Source organism: Variovorax sp. DAIF25, from assembly GCF_050711835.1.
In the GTDB taxonomy this organism is placed as follows: Bacteria; Pseudomonadota; Gammaproteobacteria; order Burkholderiales; family Burkholderiaceae_C; genus Variovorax.
Window position 1 is genome coordinate 521618 of the sequence record NZ_CP136637.1, and the last position, 25491, is coordinate 547108.

Here is a 25491-nt window from a genome sequence, read left to right on the forward strand (position 1 = left end):
GGGCTCAAGCCGACGGTTGCGCGGCGAGTTCGTGGCTGCGCAGCGAGGGTTCGAGCGAGAGCGCACGCCTCGCCGCCTGCGCCCGCGCGGCATCGAGCTCGACCAGCAGGCTGATCTCTCCCGCCACGCTGGTCGCGATCGGCACGCCGTCGCAGTACAGCACGCGCGAGCCCGCGACCCGCGGCACCTTCGGGCCGTTCACGACGGTGCCGAGCAGGTTGGCCGGGTCGCTGGCCGCGAGCGCGATCAGCGCGCCGTCGCCCGGCTCGCGGCGCACGCGCCGCATCGACGCCACCGCCTCGGGCAAGGCGAACTGCTCGCCCGACACGCCGGCGATGAAGCGGCCGCCACGGATCTCGCCGCGCGCCTCGAGCCGGCGGCACACGCGCACCAGTTCGCGCCAGGGCGGCAGCCACGCAGCCTCGCGCTCGAGCAGCCGCCAGCAGACGACGCCGTAGCGACGCAGCAGCACGTGCACCACCTGTTCGATCGCCTCGGCGGAGCTGGCGGCCAGCGCTTCGGCGGCGGCGGGGGGCCGCACCAGGGTCCAGCGCCCGGCGTCCTCGATGCTGAAGAGGGGCGCGCGCCGCCGGCGCCGCAGGTCGGCCGAGGCGCGCTTGGCGGCCGGCACCAGCAGGGCGCGCAGGCCCGCGTAGCTGTCGCAGCGCGCGCGGCCCTTGGCGACCAGTTCGGTCAGCGCCTCCTCGATCTCGACCGGCAGCAGCCGGGTGCCGTGCGCGATCTCGTCGAAGAAGCAGGCGCCGTGCTGGGCCAGGTGAGTGGCGACGCGTGAAGCGCGCGAGCCCAGGTTGTCGTCGTCGGCAGGTGCGGGCGCGAGCGTGGTCCACAGCGCCGAACTGCGGCGCGGCAGCAGCACCACCGGCGTGGCGCGCAACGACAGGCTGCCCGCGCCCTTGCGCCCCTCGGTGGCCGTCGGCCGCAGCCGCGTCCACAGCACGCGCCCGGCGGTGCACAGGTCGTCGAGCCAGGCGCCCGCGTAGTCGCTCACGCGCGCGGACAGCAGCTCGGCCTCCCACAGCGGCGCGGGAGCCTCATAGCCTTCGAGCTGCGAGAGGATGCCCGACAGCGCTTCCGGGCCGCTCACGCGCGAGCCCGCGCCGATGTGCTGCCATTCGAAGAGAAAGCGCACGAAGTCGCGCGGCTCGACCGGTTCGATCTCGCGGCGCAGGCGTCCGAGCGTGTAGCGATGGATGCGTGCCAGCAGATGGCGCTCGCACCATTCGGGCTCGGTGCCGCCGGGCGTGAAGCGGCCCTGCAGCACGCTGCCTTCGGCTTGCAGCGCGAGCAGGGCGCCTTCGACCTCCGCGGCCGACAGGAAGAGCGGCGCAGCGAGCTGCGCGACCGTCACCGGGCCGAGCCCGCCCAGGCGCGAGCGCAGCAGTTCGCGCAGCGCGGTGTCGCGGTCGGCGGGCTGCTCGGCGTCGTCCGGCGCGACGATGGCGGGCTGCATCGGCGCATCGGGTGCCACGGCGCGCAGCAGGCCCAGCCGTTCGGCAGTCACCCAGAGGCCGCGCGCGGAACGCCCCTTGCCCTCGAACAGCAGGCGCGTCGCGCGGCCGGCCTTGGCCAGTGCCGTCAGCCATTTCTTCCAGTCCGCCTGCTGCGCCACCTCGTCGTCGCTCAAGGCGCCGAGCATGCCGAGCGCCTCGTGCATCTCGTCGGCACTGCGCGGCTGCGGCCAGGCCTCCTCGCGCACGCTCGCGATGGCCTGCGCGTCGAGCTGGCCGACGTCGTCGGCGCTCTGCGGATCGGTGTAGCGCCGGTTCTGCACGGCCTGCGTGCGGCGTTCTTCCAGCGGCGCGTCGTCGAGGAAGGCATAGGGCCGCGCGTTCAGGGCCTCGAGCGCGAGCGGCGAGGGCGCGGGCAGGTCGCGCGCCAGCACGCGCACCGCGCCGACCTCCATGCGCCGCAGCAGCGCGAGCCAGCCGTCGGCGTCCATCGCGTCGTGCAGGCAGTCGTCGAGCGTCTGCGCGACCAGCGGATGCTCGGGGATCTCGCGCTCGCCGACGATGTTCTCCGCGCACGCGACCTGGTCGGGAAAGACGGCCGCGAGCAGGTCCTCGGAACGCATGCGCTGCAGCTGCGGCGCCACCTTGCGCCCGCCCGTGAAGCGCGGCAGCGCGAGCGCGGTGGTGGCGTTCCAGCGCCAGCGCACGCCGAACAGGGGCGCGTCGAGCAGCGCCTGCACCAGCACGTGCAGCGCCGAGGCCGAATGCAGGTAGCGCGCCACCTCGTCGAGCGGGAAGCTGTGGCTGGTGGACAGCGACAGCACGATCGCGTCTTCGGTCGCCGCGGCCTGCAGCTCGAAGTTGAAGGTGCGGCAGAAGCGCTTGCGCAGCGCCAGGCCCCAGGCGCGGTTGAGCCGGCTGCCGAAGGGCGCGTGGATCACCAGCTGCATGCCGCCCGAGGCATCGAAGAAGCGCTCCATCACGAGCGTGTGCTGCGTGGGCAGGTCGCCGAGCACGGCGCGCGCCTGCGCGAGGTGCGCGACGATCTGGCGCGCGGCTTCGTCGTCGAGGCCGATGGCCTGCGTCAGCAGCGCCATCGCCGCGTCGTCGCCGCCCGCTGCGAGCGCCTGCGACACCTCCTCGCGCAGCCGCGACACGCCGAACGACAGCTCGTCGCTGCGCCCCGGCGCTTCGCCGAGCCAGAACGGGATGTTGGGCGCCGCGCCCTGCGCGTCCTCCACCCGCACGCGGCCCGGCTCGATCTTGAGGATGCGGTAGCTGGTGTTGCCCAGCTGGAACACGTCGCCCGCGAGGCTCTCGACCGCGAAGTCCTCGTTGACGGTGCCGATCTTGTCGGCCTGCGGTTCCAGCACGACCGTGTAGTCGCCCGTCTCGGGGATGGTGCCGCCGGAGGTCAGCGCGGTCATGCGCGCGCCCTTGCGTTCGCGCAGCAGGTGGTGCACGGCGTCGCGGTGCACATAGCCCGCGCGCTGGCCCTGCCGCGTGGCGAAGCCCTCGGACACCATGCGCACCACCTCCATGAAGCGCGCCTGCGACAGCTGCGCGTACGGCCAGGCGCGGCGCACGAGGGCGAACAGCTGGTCCTCGTTCCATTCGCGGCAGGCGGTCTCGGCCACGATCTGCTGCGCGAGCACGTCCAGCGGCGCCGGCAGCACGCGCAGCGCATCGAGCTCGCCGCGGCGGATGCAGTCGAGCAGCGCGGCGCATTCGACCAGCTCGTCGCGCGACTGCGCGAACAGCCGCGCCTTCGGCACGCCGCCCACCGCATGGCCCGAGCGCCCGGCGCGCTGCAGGAAGGTGGCGATGGCGCGCGGCGAGCCGAGTTGGCACACGAGGTCGACATCGCCGATGTCCAGGCCCAGCTCGAGCGAGGCCGTGGCGACGAGCACCTGGAGCTCGCCGCGCTTGAGGCGCTGCTCGGCGGCCAGCCGCGTTTCCTTCGACAGGCTGCCGTGGTGCGCGGCCACCGCCTCCTTGCCGAGGATGTCGCCCAGGTGCCGCGCCGCGCGCTCGGCCATGCGGCGCGTGTTGACGAACACCAGCGTGGTCTTGTGCAGCCACACCAGTTCGGCCACGCGCGCATAGACCTGCGTCCACTGGTCGCCCGACATCACGGCCTCGAGCGGCGTGGGCGGCAACTCGAGCGCGAGGTCGCGCTGCTTGGCATAGCCGATGTCGACGATCTCGCAATCGGCCGTGCCGTCGGCGCGCAGCGCGCCCGCGCCGACCAGGAAGCGCGCCACCTCGTCGATGGGCTTCTGCGTGGCCGACAGGCCGATGCGCACGGGCCGCGCGCCACCTTGCGCCGTGCAGAGCTCCTGCAATCGCTCCAGCGACAGCGCCAGGTGGCTGCCGCGCTTGCTCGCGGCGATGGCGTGGATCTCGTCGACGATCACGCTGCGCACCGTCGACAGCATCTTGCGGCCCGAGGCGGAGCCCAGCAGCACGTAGAGCGACTCGGGCGTGGTCACCAGCACGTGCGGCGGCCGGCGCAGGCTCTGCTGGCGCTCGCGCTGCGGCGTGTCGCCGGTGCGCACGGCGGTGCGGATGTCGACCTCGGGCAGCCCCAGCGCCGCCAGCTCGGCGCGAATGCCCGCGAGCGGCGCATCGAGGTTCAGGCGGATGTCGTTGGACAGTGCCTTCAGCGGCGAGACGTAGACGACGGCGGTCTCGTCAGGCAGGCCGGCGGGATCGAGGCCGCGGCGCACCAGGTCGTCGAGCGCCGCGAGGAAGGCCGTGAGCGTCTTGCCCGATCCGGTGGGCGCGGCGACCAGCGTGTCGCGCCCGGCCCGGATCGCCGGCCACGCCTGGGCCTGGGCCGAGGTGGGGCCGGGGAAGGTTCGCAGGAACCAGCGGGCGACGGAGGGGTGAAACGAGTGCAGGTCCACGGAGCGTGCAGGCTACGGCAGCGAGCGCGGTGGCGCAACGCATGGGGCCGTAGACCCTGCAGGTCGGGACGTTGCGGGGCAACTCAAGAGCGGCTGCGGCAGCTTCTCGTGTGCCGACCCGTTTCAGGGCTTCTGGACGAATTGCTTGTAGAAAGCACCCGTCGCCATCGCCCCCGCATGCTCGTTGATGATCTTGCCGACCTGGCCGTTGGTGACGTCGCGCGTCCAGTCGGCCTGCAGCTCCAGAAGCACCGGCAGCCAGGTGATCGGAACCGCCCCCGCCTGCACCAGCCGCTGCACCGCGCGCTCGTGCGAGGCGGCATCCGGGTCGCCGCTGGCGTCCGTGACGACATAGACCTCATAGCCTTCCTTGAGCGCCGCCAAGGCCGGCAGCATGACGCAGTTGTTCGTCCACAGGCCGGCAATAATCAATTTCTTGCGGCCCGCTTTCTTGAGGGCATCTCGCACGCGAGGCTCGGCCCAGGCATTGATGGGCGTCCGGTCGATCACCGAGACATCGGGTGCGGCGGATTGGATTTGAGGAAACGTGGGCCCGGCATAGGCTTTTGCGGTGATCGTCGTGATGACCGTCGGGAGCTTGAAAGCCTGTGCCACCTTTGTCAGCGCCGTGGCGTTGTTCAGCAGCGCATCGATGGTGATGGATTGCGTTGCAAATGCGTACTGCGGCTGGTAGTCGATCAGCAGGAGTTGGCTGTTTTCCGGTGTCAATTGATCGTAGACGGGCCGCGGTTGCGCGCTCGACTCGGCGGCATTGGAAATTGCCGCGCCAAAGGAAAACAAGGCGAGGAGGGCGATCGCGGCCCTTTTCTTGAAGCGATTGATCATGGAAAACCTTTAGCGATTTCAGAGCTGCGGATTCTGCATGTGCCGACGGCTCGCATCGTTGCCGTCACGCGATTTGATCATTCGCCGAGCAGCAACAATCAATTCTCCGGGCCGGGATTTTTTCTATAAATTCAACCGCGCATGAATCGCCTTGCTTCCATGGAAATATTCGTTGCCGTCGTCGAAAGCGGATCCTTTGCCGCGGCCGCGGAGAAACTCGGCATCGTCCGCTCGGTCGCGAGCCGCCGCGTCAAGTGGCTCGAGGAGCAACTGCAGGCCAGGCTCCTGCACCGCACCACGCGCTCCGTGGCGCTGACCCCGGCAGGCCTGCAGTTCTACCGAAAGGTTCGCGAGGGCCTCGGGTCGATTCGCGACGCGGAGATGGAATTGCATGCGAAGCGGGACGAGGCGACGGGCAAGCTCGTCGCGGGCGTGCCCATGAGCTTCGGGCTCATGCATGTGCTGCCCGCCCTGGCGAGCTTTCGCCTGTCCCATCCGAATATCGAGCTGGAAATCGTTTTCGACGACGCCAAATCGGATCTCGTCAAAAGCGGCATCGATGTCTCGCTTCGAATATCGGAGCTTGCTGATTCTTCGATGGTGGCCCGGCGTCTGGCCACCATTCGACATGCGGTTGTCGCGTCTCCCGCCTATTTAGCCGCCCGCGGAATTCCTCTCGAACCGCCGGACCTCGCCAGGCACGATTGCCTCGTCTATACGATGAAGCTCCAGCCGCAACGCTGGCAATTCACGCGTGCCGATACCGAATCGGTCGTATCGGTGCGCGGCGGAATTTCGGCCAACAACAGCCTGGCGATCCGGGAAATTCTTCTGGCGGGCATGGGGATTTCGCTGGTACCCATTTACCTCGTGGACCAGGATTTGCGCAGCGGGGCGCTGAAAGAGGTGCTGGCCGATTGGAAGGCTTCCGACCTGGCGCTTTCCGTCATTTATCCGACCCGGCAACACGTGCCCTCCACGGTCCGGGCATTCATCGCGTTCGTCGAGAAAATAGTCGAGCACTCGAGTTTTTCGAATTGAAACGTCGGTCAGGAATTCCGGTGCGGATGAATTCCTGAGCGAAGGAGGTCCTCACGAGGACCCGTCGCGCACCATGTCGATCAGGGCACGCAAGGCACCGGAGACGTGGCGGTGTCCGGGATAGTAGAGACACAGGCCCGGATAGGCGGGACACCATTCATCCAGCACGCGTTCGAGCCTGCCGTCGCGCAATGCCTCCAAGGCGAGGTGGTCGGGCACGAAGGCGATGCCGATGCCCTCGATCGCGGCATCGACCATCAGCGGCTGGTCGGTGAGGGTGATCGGCCCCTTGACGTCGATGCTCTCCTCGACGCCATGGCGGGCGAACTCCCAGCGATAGAGGGCACCGCTCTCGAAACGGAACCGGATGCAGTCGTGCTGGTGCAGGTCCTGCGGCACGGCAGGCCGACCGCGTGCCGCGAGGTAGCTCGGCGAGGCAACGGCCGCAAAACGCACCGGCCCGCCCACGCGTACCGAAATCATGTCCTGCGGCACGGCTTCGAACAGGCGAATGCCCGCGTCGAAGCCGTCGGCCACGACGTCGCCGAGCTTCCCGTCGCAGACGATGTCGAGATGGACCTGCGGATAGGTGCGCACGAAGCGCGCGAGCAGGGGCCGCAGCACCAGGCGAACCGCGCCTTCGCTGGAATTGATGCGTATCGTGCCGCTCGGGGTGTGCTGGAACTCGTCGACCTCCTGCAAGGCCTGCGTGAGCGACGACAAGCTGGGCCGCAGCTTGACCGCCAGCCGCTCCCCGGCATCGGTCAACGACATGCTGCGCGTGGTCCGGTTCAGCAGTCTCACGGCCAGGCGCTGCTCGAGCGTCTTGATGGAGTGGCTGACGGCTGATGCCGTGATGTCCAGCTCCCGGCCCGCAGCACGAAAGCTGCGATGCGTCGCGACCGAAAGAAAGACATTCAAGGCGAACAGATCGCAGCCCTTGAATTGATGAACGGGATTCATCGGAGCAACAAGCGTTGGTGGGATTGTCCGAATGGTATGGCCTTCCTAGACTGGCTCGCACAGTCACACGAAAGGTATTCGAACCATGTCCCAGAAGATCTTGATCACGGGTGCGAGCTCGGGCTTCGGCCGCGGCTCGGCCATCGAACTGGCCCGGCAAGGCCACCAGGTGGTGGCCGCCGCTGAAACCTGGCCGCAGGTCCGCGGCCTGCGCGCGGATGCCGCCGCCGCCGGGGTCGAGATGGAGGTGATCAAGCTCAACCTGCTCGACGGCATCGACATCGCACACGCGGGCTCCTTCGATCCCGACGTGCTGGTGCTCAACGCCGGCGTCATGGAGGGCGGCTCGATCGCCGACATCCCGATGCAGCGCGTGCGCGAGTCGTTCGACATCAACGTGTTCGGGCATCTGCAGCTGGTGCAGGCCATCCTGCCCAGGATGGTGGCGCGCCGCTCGGGCAAGGTGGTGTGGACCTCGTCGATGGGCGGCATCCTGGTGGTGCCTTTCCTCGGCATCTACTGCGCGACCAAGCACGCGATCGAAGCCATTGCCGGATCGATGAAAGCGGAACTCGCGCCCCTCGGCATCAAGGTCGCGACCGTCAACCCCGGCGTCTTCGGCACCGGCTTCAACGACACCGGGGCCGAGAGCTTCGTGCAGTGGTACGACGCCGACAAGGCGGTCGTGCCGATGCCCGACTTCAGCGGGAGCCTGCTCGATCAGGCCGATCCGCAGGAAATGATCGACGCCATGGTCGAGATCATTCCCGCCGACGAGCACCTCTACCGCACGATGCGTCCGCTGGCGACGATCGATGCCGCCAGGCAGTGGCAGGCGACGGAGTGGTCGCAGAATGCCTGACATCGCCATCGACCATGCCCACCGCGTGGTGGCCCGGGGCCGGCAGGCCGCACAAGAGGCCGGCGTGAACGCGGTGTTCGCGGTCCTCGACCGCGGCGCGAACCTCGTCACCTTCTCGCGCATGGACGATGCGTGGCTCGCCTCGAGCGAACTGGCCATCGCCAAGGCCCGCGCCTCCGTGATGTTCAGGATGCCGAGCGAAGCGCTGAATGCGCCGCTGCAGGTGGGGGTACCGGCGCCGCACTTCGACCACATCCACGCGGGCGGTCTGCTGCTGATGGGCGGCGGCTTGCCGCTGTTCGATGGCGACGGTGTGCTGATCGGTGCGCTGGGTGTGTCCGGCGGAACACCCGATCAGGATGCGGCACTCGCACGCGCGGCGGTGGCGTGATCGACGCGAGAGGGCATGCAGGCGCCGATGCCCTCGCGTTCAAGCCTCGGGCGGCACCGCGCCATAGGCATCGGTGATCAGGTGCGCGAGCGCGCGCGAGGCTTCGTTCATGTTGCGCTTGCTGCGATGAACCAGGCCGATGTCCCGATGGAAGGTGTCTTCCTCGAGGTCGATGACGCGGACCGCGGCGGGCCAGCGCCGGTTGCGCATCGTCTGCGGAACCAGCGACGCGCCCAGCCCCAGGGCGACCAGACGGACCAGCGCCTCGAGTTCGTCCGCTTCGCAGACGTCCCTCACGGCCATATGTTCGCGTCGCAGGAATCGGTCCACCTGCCGGCCGGCCAGCGATGCGCGGTCGTACCGGATGAAGGGGAGCGTCATGAGGAGTTCCCGCCAGCCGATGTCCGGCGCATCCCTCGGAACGATGAGCCGGAAGGGCTCCTGCGCCAGCGTGGTCCATCTCAGGTCGCTGTGCAGGGAGAAGGGCGGTCGGATGACGATCGCCATCTCGAGTTCGCCGGCATCGACGAGCTGGGCCAGGTCCATCGAGAGGCCCGGCACCAGCCGGGTCCGGACCTCCGGAAACTGCCGATGGAAGCGCGCGATCGCCTCGGGCAGCAGGTGCGATTGCGCCGAAGCGATCGAGCCGATGCTGAACCGGAACGAGGTCGGCGTTCCGATGTTGCCGGCGCACAGGTCCGAATACATGCGGATGAGCTGCTCGGCCTGGCCGACCATCTGGTGCCCGCGATCGTTGAGGCGGGCGGTGCGGCCGGCGCGGTCGAAGAGGTCGTGGCCCACCTCGGCCTCGAGGCGCTGCATCTGGGCGCTGATGGCCGACTGGGTGAGTCCGATCTTGTCGCCGGCGGCCGAGAAGGTGCCCTCGCTCGCGACCGCCAGAAGGGTCTTCAGTTCTCGGATCATGGAAGCGATCTGCTGTTCTCGAGCACCGGGGCGAGCCCGGGCCTCTCGGCTTCATACAAAAATTATTTGTCTAAAACCGCAATATTAATTGCTTTTTTTATTGCATCGGCATGCCTATCGTTCGAGCCTGTACAACCACACCGAGGACCCCGATGCTTGCCCCCCGCACCAACCCCGCGATGCTGTCGCCGTTCCATGTCGCGTTTCCCGTGCATGACCTCGCGCTCGCGCGCCGGTTCTATGGAGAGACCCTCGGCTGCCCCGAGGGCCGCAGTTCTCCGGACTGGATCGACTTCAATTTCTACGGCCACCAGATCGTGGCCCATCTCTCGCCCGAGGAGGCCGGAGTCGCGCAGAAGAACGATGTAGACGGCAAGGGCGTTCCGGTGCGCCACATGGGCATCGTGCTTCCGCGCGCCGATTGGGACGCGATGGCGGACCGGCTGAAGACCGCCGGCATCCGGTTCATCATCGAACCCTACATCCGCTTCAAGGGCGAAGCGGGCGAGCAGGCGACGATGTTCTTCCTCGATCCGTCGGGCAACGCGATCGAGATCAAGGCGTTCGCCAACATCGAGATGCTGTTTGCCAAGTAGCCGGGAAGGTCGCGCCCAAAGAAAAACGGGCCAGACGCCTGAGCGTCTAACCCGTGGTTCTAGAACCGAAATTCTGGTGCGGCTGGCAGGAATCGAACCCACGACCCCTTGGTTCGTAGCCAAGTACTCTATCCAGCTGAGCTACAGCCGCGAAGCCTTCGATTATAGCCCGGAAATCGGCACCTACCCTCGCGGGCTGGCCGTGCACCACGCCCACGATCTGGCGGCTGGCGCCCAGCGAGGATTCGCCGTCACCCCTGCGACTATCAGCCCGAGGACCGGCCGCTGCCTGGCCAGGTGGCAAGCGCTTGATCGGCGACGGCCTCCAGCACTTCGCGGCTGAAGCCCGCCTTGGCCTGCACTGCCATGCCGTGGCACACGGCGCAGACATAGGCCGCCAGCGCATCGCACTTCGCATCGGAGGGCAGGTCACCCTCGCGCTTGGCGCGCTCGAAGCGCTCCTGCAACGTCGCTTGAGCGGCGGCACGGGCCTCGACCAGTGCTCGACGCACCGGCTCCGCGTCGTCCGACCCGGCCAGCACGCCGTGTATCGCCAGGCAACCGGCGCGTTCGGGGTCGCGGGTGTTCAGTTCCGCCGTGTTGTAGAGGATGTGCGCGGCAACCTCGCGCGAGGTCGGCAACTCGAGCGCGGCGGGGAAGAACGCCAGGTAGTGGGCGTAGTAGCGCTCTAGCGCCTGCCGGAACAGGGCTTCCTTGTTGCCGAACGCCGAATAGAGCGCCGGGCGTTCGACGCCGATGGCTTGCGTCAGATCGGTGTACGAGGTGCCCTCGTAGCCCTTGCGCCAGAACATGGTCAGCGCGGCGTCCAGTGCCTGCTCCACATCGAATTCGCGCTGACGTCCCATCGGTCACACCACCTTGGTTTTTTCGTAACGATCGATATTAAACCGCTTGACGCTCCTCGTCCATTTCCATATCGTTCGTTACGATACCGATCGTTATGAATTCCCGATGCCCGGGACACGGCGCCCGGTTGTCTTCGAAAGAGCATGTCATGCAGCAATTCTTGAAGGGCAAGCTTGCCCTCATCACTGGCGGTTCGCGGGGGCTGGGTGCCGCGACCGCGGAAGCGTTGGCCGACCTTGGCGCCGACATCGCGATCACCTACGTGGCCTCTGAGGAAAAGGCGAATGCGGTGGTGGAGAAATTGAAAGCCAAGGGCGTTCGGGCCCTGGCCATCCAAAGCGACCAGGCCGACACGACCGCAGCGAAGACCATGGTCGACCAGGTGCTGTCGCACTTCGGCCGGATCGACATCCTCGTCAACAACGCCGGCATCGCCGTGCAAGGCAAGACCGTCGACGATCCCGCACTCGACACGGTCAACCTCGACCGGCAGTGGCAGGTCAACGTGATGGGAACGGTGGCCACCACGCGCGCGGCGGCACCGGTGCTTTCCGATGGCGGGCGCATCGTCTTCATCGGCTCCTTGCTGGGCACCCATGTTCCGTTCGCCGGGGCAGCCGACTACGCGGGAAGCAAGGCGGCCCTGGTCGGCTATGCGAAGGGCGTGGCGCGCGACCTCGGCGGTCGCAACATCACCGTCAACGTCGTGCAGCCGGGCGTCATGCCGACCGACATGGCGGCCGAGGTCCTCGGCGACGGAGTGCCGGAGGCGCTCCTGAATCTGCATCCGATACGCCGCATTGCGACGCTCGAGGAAGTGGCGGCCCTGGTCTGCTTCCTGGTCGGACCGAACGGCGCCTACATGACGGGCAGCGTGATCGACGTGGCCGGCGGCCTGGCCGTCTGAGCTTCAGCGGCTCGGCCAATGAAATTCGAACTGAACAACGTGCAAGAACCAAGATATGAGCAGGAAATTTGATGCGAAATCGACCGCCCAAGACGTGCTGGCGGATGTCGATCTGAAGGGCAAGCGCTTCCTCGTCACGGGGACATCGGCGGGGATCGGTGTCGAGACCGCGCGTACGCTCGTCTCGCGCGGCGCCAGCGTTGTGGGACTGGTGAGGGACCTGGCCAAGGCCCAGGCGGCAACGGCATCGGTGCGCAATGCGGCGTTGCAGGCCGGAGGCAGCTTCGAGCTGGGCGAACTCGATCTCGCTTCCCTGCGAAGCGTGCGCGCCAGCGCCGACAGACTGCTCGCCGACGGTCGTCCGTTCGACGCCATCATTGCCAACGCCGGCGTGATGGCCACGCCGTTCGGTCTGACGGACGATGGCTTCGAGATCCAGTTCGCGACCAACTACCTGGGTCACTTCGTTCTGATCCATCGGGTCGAACCGCTTCTCGTCGACAACGGTCGCCTGGTCATGTTGTCGTCCCAAGCGCACCGCGTTGCCGATGTGGACCTCGACGATCCGAACTTCTCGCAACAGCCCTACGACCCGTTCGTCGCGTACGGTCGATCCAAGACGGCGGAGACCCTGTTTGCGGTGGCGTTCGACAAGCGACATCGCCATCGTGGCGTCCGGGCGGCTGCGGTGATGCCCGGCAACAGCCTGACCGAACTGCCGCGCAACTTCTCTGCGGAGCAATTGCAAGGCCTGTTCGAAACCGTGGGCAAGGCGCGTGCTGAAGCAGGTCTTCCCCCAGGGCAACTGAAAGATGTCGGACAGGCAGCCGCGACTTCGGTCTGGGCGGTGGTCGTCGCCGACCCGGACGAGATAGGAGGCCGCTATCTCGAGGACTGTGCCGTCGCTCCGGTGAACGATTCGCCCAATCCGTTTGCCGACGGTGTCAGGTCCTATGCACTCGACGCTGGACGCGCCGAGCAACTTTGGGCCAGGACACAGGCACTTCAGGCCGATCGGATTGCAGGTGCCGTGCCCATCGGTACGATCGGTACGTAATGCATCTCATGGGCAAGGGCGCAAAGACGGCCAAGGTGGCCTTGCCCTCGCTGGCCCGCTCGCCGAAAAGCTCCGCCTCGCCAGTCCGCACTGGATGCGTCACACGCACGCGACCCACGCGCTGGCGCGGGGGGCCGAGCTCACCATCGTTCGCGACAACCTGCGGCACGCCTCCCTGCGGACCACGTCGGTCTACCTGCACGCCGATGAAGTCGCGCGTTCACGGCAGATCGACGAAGCATTTCCGTCTCGGGACTGATTGCTGAGCTTCACGGCCAAACGGGCCAGAAGCACACCCACCAACAGAATCATTTATTTTACATAACACTCATTGGATGAATTCACCGGATCGGTGTCGCGAGGATATCGACCCTAAACTCAATGGTTGATCCAATAAGAAGTCCGGCATATGATGGCCCGAGCCCACTCTCAGCCACCAGCGCTTCGCCCGATGGATCTAGACACGCCCCCCGATCAAGCCACTTTCCGCAACGAGGTCCGTCGATTCATCAGGGACCGGCTTCCCGCCGACATCCGCGAACGCCTGCGCCTGGGCCATCCGCCGCGCAAGCAGGACACCGTCACCTGGCAGCGCATCCTCAACGAGAACGGCTGGGCCGCGCCGCATTGGCCGCGTGAATACGGCGGCGCCGAGCTCGGCCAGGCCGAGCGGCTGATCCTGCTCGACGAGCTGTTCCGCGCGCCCGCGCCGCTGCCGCAGGTGTTCAACGTGGGCATGCTCGGGCCGGTGCTGCTGAAGTTCGGCACCGAGGCGCAGAAGCGCTTCTTCATGCCCCGGCTCGCGAACCTCGACCTCTGGTTCTGCCAGGGCTTCTCCGAACCGGGCTCAGGCTCCGACCTGGCCTCGCTGCGCACCTCGGCCAGGCGGGAAGGCGAAGGCGAGGACGAACACTACGTCGTCGACGGCCAGAAGATCTGGACCACCACCGCGCATCTGGCCGACTGGGTGTTCGCGCTGGTGCGCACCGACGGCACGGGCAGCAAGCAGCACGGCATCTCCTTCCTGCTGATCGACCTGCGCAGCCCCGGCATCACGATCCGCCCGATCACCTCGATCGACGGCCAGCACCATCTCAACGAGGTCTTCTTCGACGCGGTGCGCGTGCCGGTCGACAACCTCGTCGGCGAGGAAGGCCGCGGCTGGGACTGCGCCAAGTACCTGCTGATGAACGAGCGCACCGGCATCGCCAACGTGGGCCTGTGCCGCGAGCGGCTGGACTATGCGCGCGAACTGGCCGGCCGCCTCACGCAGGCCGGCCGGCCGCTGCTCGACAGCCCGCGGTTGCGCGCCGAGATGGCGATGCTCGACGCCGAGATCCGCGCGCTCGAGGTCACGAACTGGCGCTTCCTGCTGTCGAGCGACACGGCGCAGAAGAACCCGGGCTTCGCCTCCGTGCTCAAGCTCAAGGGCACCGAGCTGCAGCAGGAGATCGCGCAGCTGCTGCAGCGCATCGCCGGCCCCGCGGCGATGGAGCGCCGCGCGCACGACGGGCCCGGCGCCGAGCACTGGGCCGGACCGCTGGCGATGCGCTACTTCTACAGCCGCGCGGCCAGCATCTACGGCGGCACGAGCGAGGTCCAGAAGGACATTCTTTCCAAGACGATCCTGGGATAGGCCCGCATGAACTTCGAACTGAATGAAGAGCAGCAGGCGCTGCAGGCCAGCCTCTCGCGTCTGCTCGGCGATGTCTACGGCTTCGAGCAGCGCCGCGCGATCGCGGCCACGCCCGCGGGCTGGAGCGAAGCGGTGTGGCGGCAGCTGGCCGAGCTGGGCCTGACCGCCCTGCCCTTGCCGCAGGCGCATGGCGGTTTCGGTGGTGGCGCCGTCGACCTGCTGCCGGTGATGCAGGAGCTCGGCCGCGCGCTGTCGCTCGAGCCCTTCCTCGCCTCGGTCGTGCTCGGCGCCACCGCGTTGCGGCTCGCGGGCGACGACGCCCTGCAGGCGCGCTTGCTGCCCGGCGTGGCCAGCGGCGAAGTCCGCCTCGCCTGGGCCCACGACGAAGCGGCCGGGCACCATGCTCCCCTGTGGATCGAGACCGTCGCGCGCCGCGATGGCGAGCGCTGGCGGCTCGACGGCGCGAAATGCAACGTGCTGCATGCCACGGCCACTCACCATGTCGTGGTGAGCGCGCGCGTGGCCGGCGCGCCCGACGATGCGCAGGGCCTCGCCCTGTTCCTGGTCGATGCCGAGGACCCGGGCGTGCAGTGCCGCGCCCATCGCCTGATCGACGACACGCCGGCCGGCGAGCTGCGCTTCGAATCCGCCACCGCGCTGCAGCTGCACGATCCGCACGATGCCGCCACCGCGCTGCGCGCGCTCGAGGGAACGCTGGCCGCCGGCACCGCCGCGGTCTGCGCCGATGCCGTCGGCCTCATGGAGTCGGCCTACCGGCTGGCCGTCGACTACCTGAAGACGCGCCGCCAGTTCGGCCGCCTGATCGGCGAGAACCAGGCATTGCGCCACCGCGCGGCGGAGATGCTCGTGAGCCTCGAGATGTGCCGCAGCATGGCACTGGTGGCGGCGGTCGCCGCCGACGATCTAGCCGCGCCCGGCGCGCGCGCCGACCTCGCGCGCGCCAAGCTCATGATCGGCCGCCACGGCCGCAGCCTGTGTCACGCGGCGATCCAGCTGCATGGCGGCATCGGCATGACCGAGGAATACGCGGTGGGCCATTGCCTGCGCCGCCTCGCGCTGCTCGATCAGCTCTTCGGCGATGTCGACGCGCAGTCGGCGCGGCTGGCGGCGATGGCATGAGCGGTCCCACTTTCGAGACCTTGCGCTGGGACCTGTCGGGCCCGGTGCTCACGCTGACGCTGCACCGCCCCGAGCGCATGAACGCGATGACCCGTGCGATGCGTCGCGAGCTCTGCCATGCGCTCGACCTCGCGGATGCGCGGGACGCGGTGCGCGCCATCGTGATCACCGGCGCGGGCCGTGCCTTCTGCGCCGGCTTCGACCTGTCGGAAGGCGCGCAGGCCTTCGACCCGGCCGCGGCCGCGCGCGACACCGAACCCGGCGAGGAACCGGGCCGCGATGGCGGCGGCGTGCTCGCGCTGCGCCTGTTCGCGAGCACCAAGCCACTGATCGCCGCCGTGAACGGCGCGGCCGTCGGCATCGGCGCCTCGATGCTCTTGCCGATGGACATCCGCATCGCCTCGCGCGACGCGCGCTTCGGCTTCGTCTTCGCGCGCCGCGGCATCGTGCCCGATGCCTGCGCGAGCTGGTTCCTGCCGCGCGTGGCCGGCATCTCGAAGGCGCTGGAATGGAGCATGGGCGGCCATGTCTTCGATGCCGAGGAAGCCCGCGCGGGCGGCCTCGTGAGCGAGCTGTGCGAGCCCGGCGAGCTGCTGGCGCGCGCGCAATCGCTGGCCGCCGAGATCGCCGCGCATGCGGCGCCCGTGTCGGTGGCGCTGACGCGGCAACTGATGTGGCGCATGCTCGGCGCGCCGCATCCGATGGAGGCCCATCGCGTCGAAAGCGCCGCGCTGCGCTCGCGTGGCGCTTCGGCCGACGCGGCCGAGGGCGTGGCCTCGTTCCGCGAGAAGCGGCCCGCGCGCTTTCCGGATGCCGTCAGCACCGGCATGCCCGCGCCCTACCCCTGGTGGACGGAGCCGCCGTTCGCCCCCACCGGAGACACGACGACATGAGCCAGGTGATCCTCGACGGGCGCGCCATGGCGCGCGACCTGCTGACCCGCCGCGCCTCGCAGGCCGCACGCGGCCTCGACGCGCTCGGCGTGCGCGAAGGCGATGCGGTGGCACTGCTGCTGCGCAACGACTTCGCCTTCCTCGAGGCGCAGCAGGCCGCGGCCGCGCTCGGCGCCTACGCCGTGCCCATCAACTGGCACGGCAAGCCCGAGGAGGTGCTCTACATCGTCGAGGACGCGCGCCCGCGCGTCCTCGTGGGCCATGCCGACCTGCTCGCACCGGTGCGCGACCGCATCCCCGCGGACATCATCGTCGTGACAGTACCGACGCCACCCGAGGCAATGCGCGCCTTCTCGTTGACCGAGGAAGACGCCGCGCCATCGACCGATGCGCTCGAATGGAACGCCTGGCTCGAGGGCTTCGCGCCCTGGGACGGTCCGCCGATGCGCAGCCGCGCCACCATGATCTACACCTCGGGCACCACCGGCCGCGCCAAGGGCGTGCGACGCGAGGCCGCCACGCCCGAGCAGGCGCGCGCCTATGTCGAGCTGCTGCGCAGCGTGTACGGCCTGCAGCCCGGCGTGCGCGCGCTGATCGCGGGGCCGCTGTACCACGCCTCGCCCAATGCCTACGCCCGCCAGGCGCTGCCGGCCTGCGAGCTGCTGGCGATGCAGACCAAGTTCGATCCCGAGGCCGTGCTCGCCGCGATCGAACGCCACCGCATCAGCCACATGGTGGCCGTGCCCACGATGTTCGTGCGCATGCTCAAGCTGCCCGAGGCGGTGCGCGGCCGCTACGACCTCGGCTCGCTGCGCTGGGTCACCCACACCGGCGCGCCCTGCGCGCCCGAGACCAAGCGCGCGCTCATGGACTGGTGGGGACCGGTGGTGTACGAGACCTATGGCGGCACCGAGGTCGGCACCGCCACGCTGAGCACGCCGCAGGACTGGCTGGAGTTTCCGGGCAGCGTGGGCCGGCTGACGCCCGGCGCGCGCATGGCGCTCTACGGCGAGGACGGCCGCCTGGTCGCACCGGGAGAGATCGGCGAGATCTTCGTGCGCGTGCCGGCCTATGCCGACTTCACGTACCACAACCATCCCGAGAAGCGCCGCGAGGTCGAGCGCGACGGGCTGATCAGTTGCGGCGACGTGGGCTACGTCAAGGACGACCACCTCTACCTGTGCGATCGCCGAGCCGACATGGTGATCTCGGCCGGCGTGAACATCTATCCGGCCGAGATCGAGGCCGTGCTGCTGCAATGCCCCGCGGTGCGCGACTGCGCGGTGTTCGGCATCCCCGACGACGAGATGGGCGAATCGCTGGCTGCGGCCATCGAATGCATGCCCGGCGCCGCGCCCGATGCGGAAGCGATCCGCGCCTTCCTCGCCGAGCGGCTGGCCCGGTACAAGGTCCCGCGCCGCATCGATTTCCATGCGGCGCTGCCGCGCGAGGACAGCGGCAAGATCTTCAAGCGCCGCCTGCGCGACCCGTTCTGGCAGGGCGCCGGCCGCAGGATCTGAGATGGAACCCGCCACGGAAGCGATGGCGCAACGGCTCGCCGCAGCGCTGGGCCGCCATGCGGGACTGCACGGCCGCGTCGAGGCGCTGCGCCGCCTCACGGGCGGCGCGACCAAGACCACCTGGTCCTTCGAGCTCGCGACCGCCGACGGCCGGCTTGCGCTGATCCTGCAGCAGGCACCCGCGGCCACACCCGAAAACAAGGAATCGTCGGCACCCAAGCTCGATGCCGCCGACGATGCGCGGCTGATGATCGCCGCGCGCAGCCACGGCGTGCCGGCGCCCAGGGTGCGCGCCATCCTCGACCTGCACGACGGCCTCGGGCGCGGCTACATCACAGAGCATGTGGAAGGCGAGACGCTGGGACGCAAGCTGGTCTCGGACCCCGCGCATGCCGGCGCACGCGCCGCGATGGCGGAGCAGGCCGGACGGATCCTCGCGACGATCCATCGCATGCCCACCACCGGGCTGGATTTCCTGCAGCGGCTCTCGCCCGCGCAGGAACTCGCGGTGTACGCGGGCCTGCTCGACGCCACGGGCTTCCGTCATCCCGCGCTCGACTTCGCGCTGCAATGGGTGCGCCGCCATCTGCCCGCGGACGATACCGACGCACTGGTGCACGCGGACTTCCGCACCGGCAACCTGATCGTCGGACCCGAAGGCATCCGCTGCGTGCTCGACTGGGAGATCGCGCGCCGCGGCGATCCGATGCAGGACCTCGGCGTGCTGTGCATGCGGACCTGGCGCTTCGGCGCCGCGCCCGAGGTCGGCGGCTTCGGTGCGCGCGAGGCGCTCTACGCGGCCTACGAACGCGCGGGCGGCGCGCCGGTCGATCCCGCGCGCGTGCGCTTCTGGGAGGCCTTCTCCAACCTCAAGTGGGCCATCGGCTGCGTGCGCCGCGGCCTCGCCACCCGCGACGACGGCACGCCCGCGAGCCTCGAGCTGTGCGCCGTGGGCCGGCGCATGGAAGAGCCGCTGTGGGACTTCTTCCAGCTTGTCGAGCACTGAACAAAGGAACCGCGGCCATGTCCGACAGCGTCCCGCCCGCCCCCACCCTGCTCGCGGCGACCGCGCGCTATCTCGAGGACGAGCTGATGCCCTCGCTCGAGGGCTACCACCGCTTCCAGACCCGCATCGCGATCAACGTGTTGCGCATCGTCGAGCGCGAACTGCGGCTCGGCGCCGCGCACGACGCGGCGGCGCGCGAGCGTCTGCTCGCGCTGCTGCAGGACGCGCCCACGCCCACCCCCCCGTCCCTCGCGCTGGCCGATGCGCTGCGCGACGGCCGGCTCGACCCCGACGCGCCCGGCGTCGCGACGCACCTGCGCGCCGCGCTGGCCGAAGCGCTGGCCATCAACAACCCCCGCTGGATCACCAAGGACCTCCCCCCATGAACTTCACCGAAGAACAGATCGCCTTCCGCGACAGCGTGCGCCGCATGGTCGAGCGCCATGTCGCGCCCATTGCCGCCGAGATCGACGAGAACGACCGCTTTCCCGAGGAGCTGATCCCGATCTACGGCGACATGGGACTGCTGCAGCTGTGGGTGCCCGAGGCCTACGGCGGCCCCGGCGCCAACCTCACGATGGTCTGCATCGCGCGCGAGGAGATCTCGCGCGTGTCGGAGTCGTGCGCGCTGATGGCCGGCATGAACACCATGTTCGCGCTGCCGCTGATGCACTTCGGCACCGAGGAACAGAAGCAACGCTTCCTGCCGCTCCTGGCCGAGGGCCGCACGGTGACGGCGATCGCGCTGTCGGAACCCGACTGCGGCAGCGACGTGGGCGGCATGCGTACGCGCGCGGTGGCCGACGGCGACAGCTACGTGCTCAACGGCCAGAAGCAGTGGTGCACCTTCGGCAGCCGTGCCGACTACATCCTGGTCTTCGCCAAGACCGGCGAAGGCGGCGGCGCCGACGACATCAGCCCCTTCATCGTCGACGCGAAGAACAGCCAGGGCCTGAGCTTCGGGCGCAACGAGCGAAAGATGGGCATGAAGGGCACGATCAACGTGCCGATCTACCTCGACAACGTGCGCGTGCCGGCCGAGAACCGCCTCGGCGAGGAGGGCAAGGGCTTCCGCTCGGCGATGCGCGCGCTCGACCTCAACCGCCCCGCCATCGCCGCGGCCTCGGTCGGGCTGGCGCAGGGCGCGCTCGATGCGGCGCTGGCCTATGCCAAGCAGCGGCGCCAGTTCAAGCGCGCCATCATCGAGTTCCAAGGGATCCAGTTCATGCTGGCCGACATGGCGATGCAGATCGAGGCCGCGCGCTGCCTGGTCTACGAGACCGCGCGCCTGGCCGACACCGGCGACTGGGCCGCGCTGCCCAAGTTCGCGAGCATGGCCAAGTGCTTCGCGAGCGACGTCGCGATGAAGGTCACGACCGACGCGGTGCAGGTCTTCGGCGGCTACGGCTACGTGAGGGACTATCCGGTCGAGAAGATGATGCGCGACGCCAAGCTCAACCAGATCTTCGAAGGCACCAACCAGATCCAGCGCGTGGTGATCGCACGCGAACTCATGCGGTGAAGCCGGGTGCGGGCGTCGCGCCCGCCCCGGCCTCGCCTCAGGCCAGCAACTGCCGCGCGATCATGTTGCGGTGGATCTCCGAGGCGCCCTCGTAGATGCGCAGCACGCGCAGGTCGCGGTACACGCGCTCGACGATGGTGCCGCGGCAGTAGCCCGAGCCGCCGAAGATCTGCAGCGCCTTGTCGGCGATGCGGCAGGCCGCCTCGGTGCAGATCACCTTCACCATCGAGGCCTTCATGCGCGCATCCTCGCCGCGCGTGGCGCGCCACACGGCCTCGAACAGCACCATACGCGCGGCATGCAGGTCCATCGCCATGTCGGCGATCATGTGCTGGATCGCCTGATGCTCGGCCAGCGCCTGCCCGAAGGTGACGCGCGTGCGGGCGTGCTCGATGGTCTCGTCGAGCGCGATCTGCGCCGGGCCGAGTGCCTGGCAGCCCACGTTGAGGCGGCCCTCGTTGAGCCCCGACATCGCGTACGAGAGGCCACGACCCTCCTCGCCCAGCAGGTTCTCCACCGGGATGCGGCAATCGGTGAAGGTGATCTCGCAGAGGCTGTCGTCCATCCAGCCCATGGTCGGCATGGTGCGTGCCACCTCGAAGCCCGGCGTGGTGGTGTCGAGCAGGAAGGCCGAGATGCCGTGCTTGCCGGCCGCGCGGTCGGTCGAGGCCAGCACGGTGATCGAGTGCGCGTGGTTGGCGTTCGAGATGAAGGTCTTCGTGCCGTTGAGCACGTAGTGGTCGCCCTCGCGCTTCGCGGAGGTCAGCATCCGCGCCGCGTCGGAGCCCGCATGCGGCTCGGTGATCGCGATGCAGTTGCGCGAGCGGCCCGAGGCGATCTCGGGCAGCCACTTCTTCTTGAGGGCCTCGCTGCCATGGTCCACGATGATGTGCACGCCGGGCCCGATGGCCGAGCGCACGAAGGGCCAGAACTGCGGCGGCAGCCGCGCGAGCTCGAGCTGCACTGCCACGCTCGTGAGGTGGTCCACCGGCATGCCGCCGTAGGCCTCGGGGATCGCCATGCCGTAGAAGCCCATCTCGCGCAGGGTGCTCTCGACCTGCTCGGGCACCTCCCCGGTCTCGTGGTAGCGCGGTTCGAGCTTGAGCAAGGCGTCGACGGCGTCTCGCGTGGCGACGCGCATCTCCTCGGCGTCGGCGGGCAGGTTGAAGTCCATCATGTCTCCTTTGGTAGAACCATTGATTCTACGCAAGCGCATTCGATCCTGCACGTTCCGTCGGCGACAACAGGGACATCGTGAGGATCGCCTTGCCGCAGGTGCGGCGCTGCGCCAGGGCGGCCAGCGCCTCAGGCAGTCGCACGAAGTCGAAGGCCGTGGCCTCGAGCGGGCGCAGACGCCCTTCGCGCCACCAGTCGCGGATCTCCTGCGCCAGCCGGCTCGCCAGGGCCGGCTCGCGCTTGCGCACCTCGCCCCACAGCACGCCGATGGCCGAGGCATTGGCGAGCAGCAGCCGATTCGCCGGCAACTGCGTGAGCGCACCGCCCGCGAAGCCGACCACCAGCAGCCGCGCGCCGAAGCCGAGGCAGCGCGCGCTTTGCGCACCGACCTCGCCGCCCACCGGATCGAAGACGAGATCCACGCCGCGCGGCGCGAGTGCGCGCACCGCATCGACCCAGCCGGCGTCGCCATAGTCGACCACCGCATCCGCGCCCAGCGCGCGACAGAGCTCGCGCTTGGAATCGCTGCCCGCCGTGGCGATCACGCGCGCGCCCATGGCCTTGCCCAACTGCACGGCCGCGCTGCCCACGCCCCCCGCGCCCGCATGCACCAGCAGGGTCTCGCCGGCGGCCAGGCGGCCCGCATGGCGCAGCGCGTACAGCGCGGTGGGATAGTTGCCGCGCAACGCGAGCGCCACGCCGGGCGGCACGTCGGCCTCGAGCACCACCGCCTCGGCGCGCGGCACCAGCGCGTACTCCGCGAAGCCGCCGAAGCGCCCGGACGGCGTCGCGGCCGCCACGCGCAGCCCCGCCTCGGCCCCGCCGACCACGGTGCCCACCACCTCCATGCCGGGCGTGAACGGCAGCGCGGGTCGCACCTGGTAGCGGCCCTCGACCAGCAGGGTGTCGAGGAAGTTGAGGCCCGCCGCCTCGACCTTCACGAGGTACTCGTCGGCGGCCGGCTCGGGCGGGGGAACGTCGGCGAGGCGCAGGCCGGCCGGATCGCTGATCGCCTCGACGCGCCAGGCCTTCATCGCAGCTCGGCGCGGCCGTGCGTCAGCACCAGCACGTCGCGCTCGAGCGCGCGTGCGCGAAACGCCACCTCGTTGCCGTTGCGCCAGCTCTCGAGGCGGATCGTCTCGCCCGGATAGACCGGTGCCGACAGGCGCGCGCGCATCGCCACCAGCCGCGCCGGATCGAGGCCGGCATGCGCCTCGAGCAGGCCCCGGCCCGCGATGCCCCAGGTCGCGAGGCCGTGCAGGATCGGTTTCGCGAAGCCCACCTTGGCCGCGAAGGCCGGCTCGGCATGCAGCGGGTTGAGGTCGCCCGAGAGCCGGTAGAGCAGCGCCTGGTCGGGCCGCGTGGGCAGGTCCAGCACGTGTTCGGGCGCGCCCTCGGGCGTGGCAGGCGCCGGCGCGGCGGCTTCGTCGCTGCGCCCGTCGGCCTGGGAGAAGCCGCCGTCGCCGCGCAGGAAGTACACGCTCTCGACGGTGGCGAGCGCCCGGCCCTCGGCATCGGCCAGTTCCTTCTCCACATGCAGCACCGCGCCCTTGCCCTCGCCCTTGTCGACCACGCGCGTCACGCGCGTGCGCCCGAGCACCGTGCCCAACGGCGGCAATGGCGCATGCAGGCGCAGCGCCTGTTCGCCGTGCACCAGCTTCATGAAATCGATGCCGATCTCGCGCCGCTCGCGCATCCAGAAGCCCGGCGAAGCGAGCACCGCAGCCATGGTCGGCAGCGCCGCGAGTTCCTTTTCGTAGACGAAGCGCAGTTGCCGCTCATCGAGCGGATCGGCGCCCAGACCGAGACCGAGCGCATAGAGCATGGTGTCCCTCGGTGCGTAGTCGTGGCGCACCTCGCCGGATTGCCAGTCGCGGGCCTTCTGATAGTCGAACATCGTCGCTTGCCTTGTCGTGTCGTGGATCTATCGGGTCGCCGCGCTTCACGCAGCGGCGGGCGGCCAGCGGAACTGCGCGGGCTCGCGCGCCGCGAAGCGCCGCACCGCCTCCTTCGCGTAGTCGCTGTTCGAGGCCAGCGCCTGGCCGGACGACTCGATCTCGAGCAGCGTCTGGAGATCGCTGCCGAGCGAAGCCTGCAAGGCGCGCTTGGCGATGCTCATCGCCACCGGCGAAGCGCCCGCGAAGCTGCGCGCGATCGCCTGCGCGCGCGCCGCCAGCGCCTCGGCGGGCACGACCTCCATCGCCAGGCCCAGGCGCAGCGCCTCGGCCGCATCGATCTCGCGCGCCGAGAAGATCAGCTCCTTCGCGCGCTGCAGCCCCACCACGCGCGGCAGCGTGTAGAAGGCGCCCATGTCGGGCACGAGGCCAATGCGCTGGAACACCATGCACAGGCGCGCGCGTTCCGAGAGCAGCACGATGTCACACATCAGCGCCAGGCTGAAGCCCGCGCCGTAGGCCACGCCGTCGACGGCGGCGATCACCGGGCGATCGAGCGCCATGAGTTCGGTGCAGATGCGCGTGTAGCGCGCCAAGCCGGCGCGCCGTTGCTCGGGCGTACGCGGTCCGCCCTGCCCCATGGCCTTGACGTCGCCGCCCGCGCAGAACGCGCCGCCGGCGCCGGCGAGCACCAGCACCCGCACCGACTCGTCGGCGCGAATCGCGGCGAGGCATTCGCCGAGCTCGTCGGCCATCGTCGGATCGAGTGCGTTCTTCGCCTCGGGGCGATTGAGCGTGAGCGTCGCCACGCCATCGTCGAGCCGGTAGTCGAGCGTCTTCATCGCGCCACCGCCTCGCGCACCGAGATCGGCACGCCGTCCACCATCAGGTCGCAGTACTCCGACATGCCCAGCGCGCTACGCCCTTCGCAGCGGTACTCGGTGATGCCCTCGGTGATGCGCGTGTAGTCGCCGGCGCCGCCGGCCGCGCGGCGATGCCGCAGCGGCACCAGCGCGCCGACCTTCCCGGTCAGGGTGTAGCTGCGCTCGGCCGTGCGGACCTGCGCGGTGAAAGCGCGCGGATAGTGCTGCGCGTCGTAGTCGGTCTCGATGCGCCCGTCGATCACCGGCTCGTAGCGGCCGTCGCGCAGCACGTTGCCGCTCACGTGGTTGGGCTGCCCCTTGCGGCCCTTGATCGACAGCAGCACACCGAAGTCGTCGCCGAAGGTCACGGGCAGCCACTTGTACCAATAGAAGCTGTGCCAGTGGCGTGGACCCCAGGACTTGTCGCGGTAGCCGTGCCCCGCGATCTCGAAGCGCTGGCCATCCACCGCAATGTGGCCGGCCACCGCCATGTTCTGTTCGATGTGGCCCCGGTACACCGCATGTTCGGGGTCCAGCGCGATCGGGCTGCCGTCGAGCGCGACGATCTCGCCGCCGTGCATCGGCGAAACGCCGCGGAAGTCGAGCGCGATCGAGGCGGGCCGCTTGGGATAGCGCTTGAAGGCGCTGCTCGGGTCGGCCATCGCATGCGGATCGTCCATCAGCAGCAGTTCGCCCTCGTAGCGCACGCGCAGGTGCCTGAAGGGCTCGACCACCTCGAAGCGCATGCCGCCCGCGTCCAGGGTCTCGTTGTGCTCGATCTTCGGCCGCTGGTGCATGAAGCCCACGCGCCCGTCGGGCAGGTAGACGCAGCAGCTGAGCTCGGCATGCCCCTCGTGCGGCCGGTTGCCCAGGCGCATCCAGGCGCCGATGCCGCGCGCGCTGTCGAAGGCATTGAAGTACGCGCTCTCGTTGTAGTTGGACACGGCCTCGGGCACGTGGTTGTACTCGTCCTGCGGATCGAGCCGCAGCTTGCTATGGGGCGGCATG

Annotated in this window: 23 protein-coding genes, 1 tRNA gene and 1 pseudogene; 14 read left to right on the plus strand and 11 right to left on the minus strand. The window is 69.2% G+C overall.

Translation table 11 applies throughout. From position 1 onward, the window contains the following. Window positions 1-4: 4 nt before the first annotated feature. Window positions 5-4378, minus strand: coding sequence for a DEAD/DEAH box helicase (locus tag R0232_RS36470; protein WP_431514110.1), 4374 nt, complete (start codon window positions 4376-4378; stop codon window positions 5-7). A 123-nt stretch (window positions 4379-4501) separates the two neighbouring features. After that, complete coding sequence (locus R0232_RS36475) at window positions 4502-5224, minus strand: hydrolase (protein ID WP_431514111.1); 723 nt, start codon at window positions 5222-5224, stop codon at window positions 4502-4504. A 141-nt stretch (window positions 5225-5365) separates the two neighbouring features. Between R0232_RS36475 and R0232_RS36480 the strand changes: the two genes are divergently transcribed. Continuing rightward, window positions 5366-6265, plus strand: coding sequence for a LysR family transcriptional regulator (locus R0232_RS36480; protein WP_431514112.1), 900 nt, complete (start codon window positions 5366-5368; stop codon window positions 6263-6265). 51 nt (window positions 6266-6316) lie between these two features. Here R0232_RS36480 and R0232_RS36485 read toward each other — a convergent pair whose 3' ends face one another. Beyond that, complete coding sequence (locus R0232_RS36485; RefSeq protein ID WP_431514113.1) at window positions 6317-7228, minus strand: LysR family transcriptional regulator; 912 nt, start codon at window positions 7226-7228, stop codon at window positions 6317-6319. 85 nt (window positions 7229-7313) lie between these two features. Between R0232_RS36485 and R0232_RS36490 the strand changes: the two genes are divergently transcribed. Together R0232_RS36490 and R0232_RS36495 are read left to right on the plus strand one after the other, a co-directional pair. Further along, window positions 7314-8090: an SDR family oxidoreductase gene (locus R0232_RS36490; RefSeq protein WP_431514114.1), complete on the plus strand. Its 777-nt coding sequence runs from the start codon at window positions 7314-7316 to the stop codon at window positions 8088-8090. Next, window positions 8083-8481, plus strand: coding sequence for a GlcG/HbpS family heme-binding protein (locus tag R0232_RS36495; RefSeq protein ID WP_431514115.1), 399 nt, complete (start codon window positions 8083-8085; stop codon window positions 8479-8481). The genes R0232_RS36490 and R0232_RS36495 overlap by 8 nt, the downstream gene beginning before the upstream one ends. A gap of 39 nt (window positions 8482-8520) precedes the next feature. Here R0232_RS36495 and R0232_RS36500 read toward each other — a convergent pair whose 3' ends face one another. Next, entirely contained in the window at window positions 8521-9405 is an 885-nt protein-coding gene (locus R0232_RS36500) for a LysR substrate-binding domain-containing protein (protein WP_208513467.1), read from the minus strand. Between the two features lie 179 nt (window positions 9406-9584). On the opposite strand from R0232_RS36500, the gene R0232_RS36505 reads away from it, so the two are divergent. After that, on the plus strand, window positions 9585-10001 hold the full coding sequence (locus tag R0232_RS36505) for a VOC family protein (RefSeq protein ID WP_431514116.1): 417 nt from the start codon (window positions 9585-9587) through the stop codon (window positions 9999-10001). 74 nt (window positions 10002-10075) lie between these two features. Here R0232_RS36505 and R0232_RS36510 read toward each other — a convergent pair. Continuing rightward, window positions 10076-10152: transfer RNA gene (locus R0232_RS36510), tRNA-Arg, on the minus strand. 115 nt (window positions 10153-10267) lie between these two features. After that, window positions 10268-10867, minus strand: a complete 600-nt coding sequence (locus tag R0232_RS36515; protein WP_431514117.1) for a TetR/AcrR family transcriptional regulator — start codon at window positions 10865-10867, stop codon at window positions 10268-10270. A gap of 149 nt (window positions 10868-11016) precedes the next feature. Between R0232_RS36515 and R0232_RS36520 the strand changes: the two genes are divergently transcribed. The 10 genes and pseudogenes from R0232_RS36520 (at window position 11017) to R0232_RS36565 (ending at window position 20549) form a co-directional block, all read left to right on the plus strand. Further along, window positions 11017-11775, plus strand: coding sequence for an SDR family NAD(P)-dependent oxidoreductase (locus R0232_RS36520; protein WP_431514118.1), 759 nt, complete (start codon window positions 11017-11019; stop codon window positions 11773-11775). A gap of 55 nt (window positions 11776-11830) precedes the next feature. After that, window positions 11831-12832 carry an SDR family NAD(P)-dependent oxidoreductase gene (locus tag R0232_RS36525; protein WP_431514119.1) on the plus strand — a complete coding sequence of 334 codons (1002 nt, stop codon included), beginning with the start codon at window positions 11831-11833 and terminating at the stop codon, window positions 12830-12832. A gap of 61 nt (window positions 12833-12893) precedes the next feature. Next, window positions 12894-13091: pseudogene (locus R0232_RS36530) on the plus strand (tyrosine-type recombinase/integrase); the annotation flags it as partial. 192 nt (window positions 13092-13283) lie between these two features. Then, entirely contained in the window at window positions 13284-14468 is a 1185-nt protein-coding gene (locus tag R0232_RS36535) for an acyl-CoA dehydrogenase family protein (RefSeq protein WP_431514120.1), read from the plus strand. Between the two features lie 6 nt (window positions 14469-14474). After that, window positions 14475-15608: an acyl-CoA dehydrogenase family protein gene (locus R0232_RS36540; RefSeq protein WP_431514121.1), complete on the plus strand. Its 1134-nt coding sequence runs from the start codon at window positions 14475-14477 to the stop codon at window positions 15606-15608. Further along, window positions 15605-16501 (plus strand): enoyl-CoA hydratase-related protein, encoded by an 897-nt coding sequence (locus R0232_RS36545; RefSeq protein ID WP_431514122.1) that lies wholly within the window; start codon window positions 15605-15607, stop codon window positions 16499-16501. The genes R0232_RS36540 and R0232_RS36545 overlap by 4 nt, the downstream gene beginning before the upstream one ends. Beyond that, window positions 16498-18021, plus strand: coding sequence for an acyl-CoA synthetase (locus R0232_RS36550; protein WP_431514123.1), 1524 nt, complete (start codon window positions 16498-16500; stop codon window positions 18019-18021). The genes R0232_RS36545 and R0232_RS36550 overlap by 4 nt, the downstream gene beginning before the upstream one ends. A 1-nt stretch (window position 18022) precedes the next feature. Further along, a complete protein-coding gene (locus R0232_RS36555; RefSeq protein ID WP_431514124.1) occupies window positions 18023-19027 on the plus strand; it encodes a phosphotransferase family protein in 1005 nt (334 codons plus the stop codon). Between the two features lie 17 nt (window positions 19028-19044). Further along, the gene (locus tag R0232_RS36560; protein WP_431514125.1) at window positions 19045-19413 is read left to right on the plus strand and encodes a DUF6285 domain-containing protein; all 369 of its coding nucleotides are present in this window, start codon (window positions 19045-19047) and stop codon (window positions 19411-19413) included. Further along, window positions 19410-20549 carry an acyl-CoA dehydrogenase family protein gene (locus tag R0232_RS36565; protein WP_398493150.1) on the plus strand — a complete coding sequence of 380 codons (1140 nt, stop codon included), beginning with the start codon at window positions 19410-19412 and terminating at the stop codon, window positions 20547-20549. The genes R0232_RS36560 and R0232_RS36565 overlap by 4 nt, the downstream gene beginning before the upstream one ends. Before the next feature lie 37 nt (window positions 20550-20586). On the opposite strand, the gene R0232_RS36570 is transcribed toward R0232_RS36565, so the two are convergent. Genes R0232_RS36570 through R0232_RS36590 form a run of 5 tightly spaced genes read right to left on the minus strand, consistent with a single transcriptional unit; the run spans window position 20587 to window position 25490 of the window. Continuing rightward, window positions 20587-21723 (minus strand): acyl-CoA dehydrogenase family protein, encoded by a 1137-nt coding sequence (locus R0232_RS36570; protein WP_296782450.1) that lies wholly within the window; start codon window positions 21721-21723, stop codon window positions 20587-20589. A gap of 28 nt (window positions 21724-21751) precedes the next feature. Beyond that, the gene (locus R0232_RS36575) at window positions 21752-22759 is read right to left on the minus strand and encodes an NADPH:quinone oxidoreductase family protein (RefSeq protein ID WP_431514126.1); all 1008 of its coding nucleotides are present in this window, start codon (window positions 22757-22759) and stop codon (window positions 21752-21754) included. Next, window positions 22756-23622, minus strand: coding sequence for a MaoC/PaaZ C-terminal domain-containing protein (locus tag R0232_RS36580; protein WP_431514127.1), 867 nt, complete (start codon window positions 23620-23622; stop codon window positions 22756-22758). Before R0232_RS36580 ends, R0232_RS36575 begins: the two co-directional genes overlap by 4 nt. Window positions 23623-23667: 45 nt before the next feature. Next, entirely contained in the window at window positions 23668-24462 is a 795-nt protein-coding gene (locus R0232_RS36585) for an enoyl-CoA hydratase/isomerase family protein (RefSeq protein ID WP_431514128.1), read from the minus strand. After that, window positions 24459-25490 carry a DUF7064 domain-containing protein gene (locus tag R0232_RS36590; protein ID WP_431514129.1) on the minus strand — a complete coding sequence of 344 codons (1032 nt, stop codon included), beginning with the start codon at window positions 25488-25490 and terminating at the stop codon, window positions 24459-24461. Before R0232_RS36590 ends, R0232_RS36585 begins: the two co-directional genes overlap by 4 nt. Between the last annotated feature and the right edge of the window lies 1 nt (window position 25491).

What these genes read in the sequence shown, in the direction of transcription:
- R0232_RS36475 (WP_431514111.1), bottom strand. Translation starts at nt 5,224, where the DNA reads ATGATCAATCGCTTCAAGAAAAGGGCCGCGATCGCCCTCCTCGCCTTG.
- R0232_RS36480 (WP_431514112.1), top strand. Translation starts at nt 5,366, where the DNA reads ATGAATCGCCTTGCTTCCATGGAAATATTCGTTGCCGTCGTCGAAAGC.
- R0232_RS36485 (WP_431514113.1), bottom strand. Translation starts at nt 7,228, where the DNA reads ATGAATCCCGTTCATCAATTCAAGGGCTGCGATCTGTTCGCCTTGAAT.
- R0232_RS36490 (WP_431514114.1), top strand. Translation starts at nt 7,314, where the DNA reads ATGTCCCAGAAGATCTTGATCACGGGTGCGAGCTCGGGCTTCGGCCGC.
- R0232_RS36495 (WP_431514115.1), top strand. Translation starts at nt 8,083, where the DNA reads ATGCCTGACATCGCCATCGACCATGCCCACCGCGTGGTGGCCCGGGGC.
- R0232_RS36500 (WP_208513467.1), bottom strand. Translation starts at nt 9,405, where the DNA reads ATGATCCGAGAACTGAAGACCCTTCTGGCGGTCGCGAGCGAGGGCACC.
- R0232_RS36505 (WP_431514116.1), top strand. Translation starts at nt 9,585, where the DNA reads ATGCTGTCGCCGTTCCATGTCGCGTTTCCCGTGCATGACCTCGCGCTC.
- R0232_RS36515 (WP_431514117.1), bottom strand. Translation starts at nt 10,867, where the DNA reads ATGGGACGTCAGCGCGAATTCGATGTGGAGCAGGCACTGGACGCCGCG.
- R0232_RS36520 (WP_431514118.1), top strand. Translation starts at nt 11,017, where the DNA reads ATGCAGCAATTCTTGAAGGGCAAGCTTGCCCTCATCACTGGCGGTTCG.
- R0232_RS36525 (WP_431514119.1), top strand. Translation starts at nt 11,831, where the DNA reads ATGAGCAGGAAATTTGATGCGAAATCGACCGCCCAAGACGTGCTGGCG.
- R0232_RS36535 (WP_431514120.1), top strand. Translation starts at nt 13,284, where the DNA reads ATGGATCTAGACACGCCCCCCGATCAAGCCACTTTCCGCAACGAGGTC.
- R0232_RS36540 (WP_431514121.1), top strand. Translation starts at nt 14,475, where the DNA reads ATGAACTTCGAACTGAATGAAGAGCAGCAGGCGCTGCAGGCCAGCCTC.
- R0232_RS36545 (WP_431514122.1), top strand. Translation starts at nt 15,605, where the DNA reads ATGAGCGGTCCCACTTTCGAGACCTTGCGCTGGGACCTGTCGGGCCCG.
- R0232_RS36550 (WP_431514123.1), top strand. Translation starts at nt 16,498, where the DNA reads ATGAGCCAGGTGATCCTCGACGGGCGCGCCATGGCGCGCGACCTGCTG.
- R0232_RS36555 (WP_431514124.1), top strand. Translation starts at nt 18,023, where the DNA reads ATGGAACCCGCCACGGAAGCGATGGCGCAACGGCTCGCCGCAGCGCTG.
- R0232_RS36560 (WP_431514125.1), top strand. Translation starts at nt 19,045, where the DNA reads ATGTCCGACAGCGTCCCGCCCGCCCCCACCCTGCTCGCGGCGACCGCG.
- R0232_RS36565 (WP_398493150.1), top strand. Translation starts at nt 19,410, where the DNA reads ATGAACTTCACCGAAGAACAGATCGCCTTCCGCGACAGCGTGCGCCGC.
- R0232_RS36570 (WP_296782450.1), bottom strand. Translation starts at nt 21,723, where the DNA reads ATGGACTTCAACCTGCCCGCCGACGCCGAGGAGATGCGCGTCGCCACG.
- R0232_RS36575 (WP_431514126.1), bottom strand. Translation starts at nt 22,759, where the DNA reads ATGAAGGCCTGGCGCGTCGAGGCGATCAGCGATCCGGCCGGCCTGCGC.
- R0232_RS36580 (WP_431514127.1), bottom strand. Translation starts at nt 23,622, where the DNA reads ATGTTCGACTATCAGAAGGCCCGCGACTGGCAATCCGGCGAGGTGCGC.
- R0232_RS36585 (WP_431514128.1), bottom strand. Translation starts at nt 24,462, where the DNA reads ATGAAGACGCTCGACTACCGGCTCGACGATGGCGTGGCGACGCTCACG.
- R0232_RS36590 (WP_431514129.1), bottom strand. Translation starts at nt 25,490, where the DNA reads ATGCCGCCCCATAGCAAGCTGCGGCTCGATCCGCAGGACGAGTACAAC.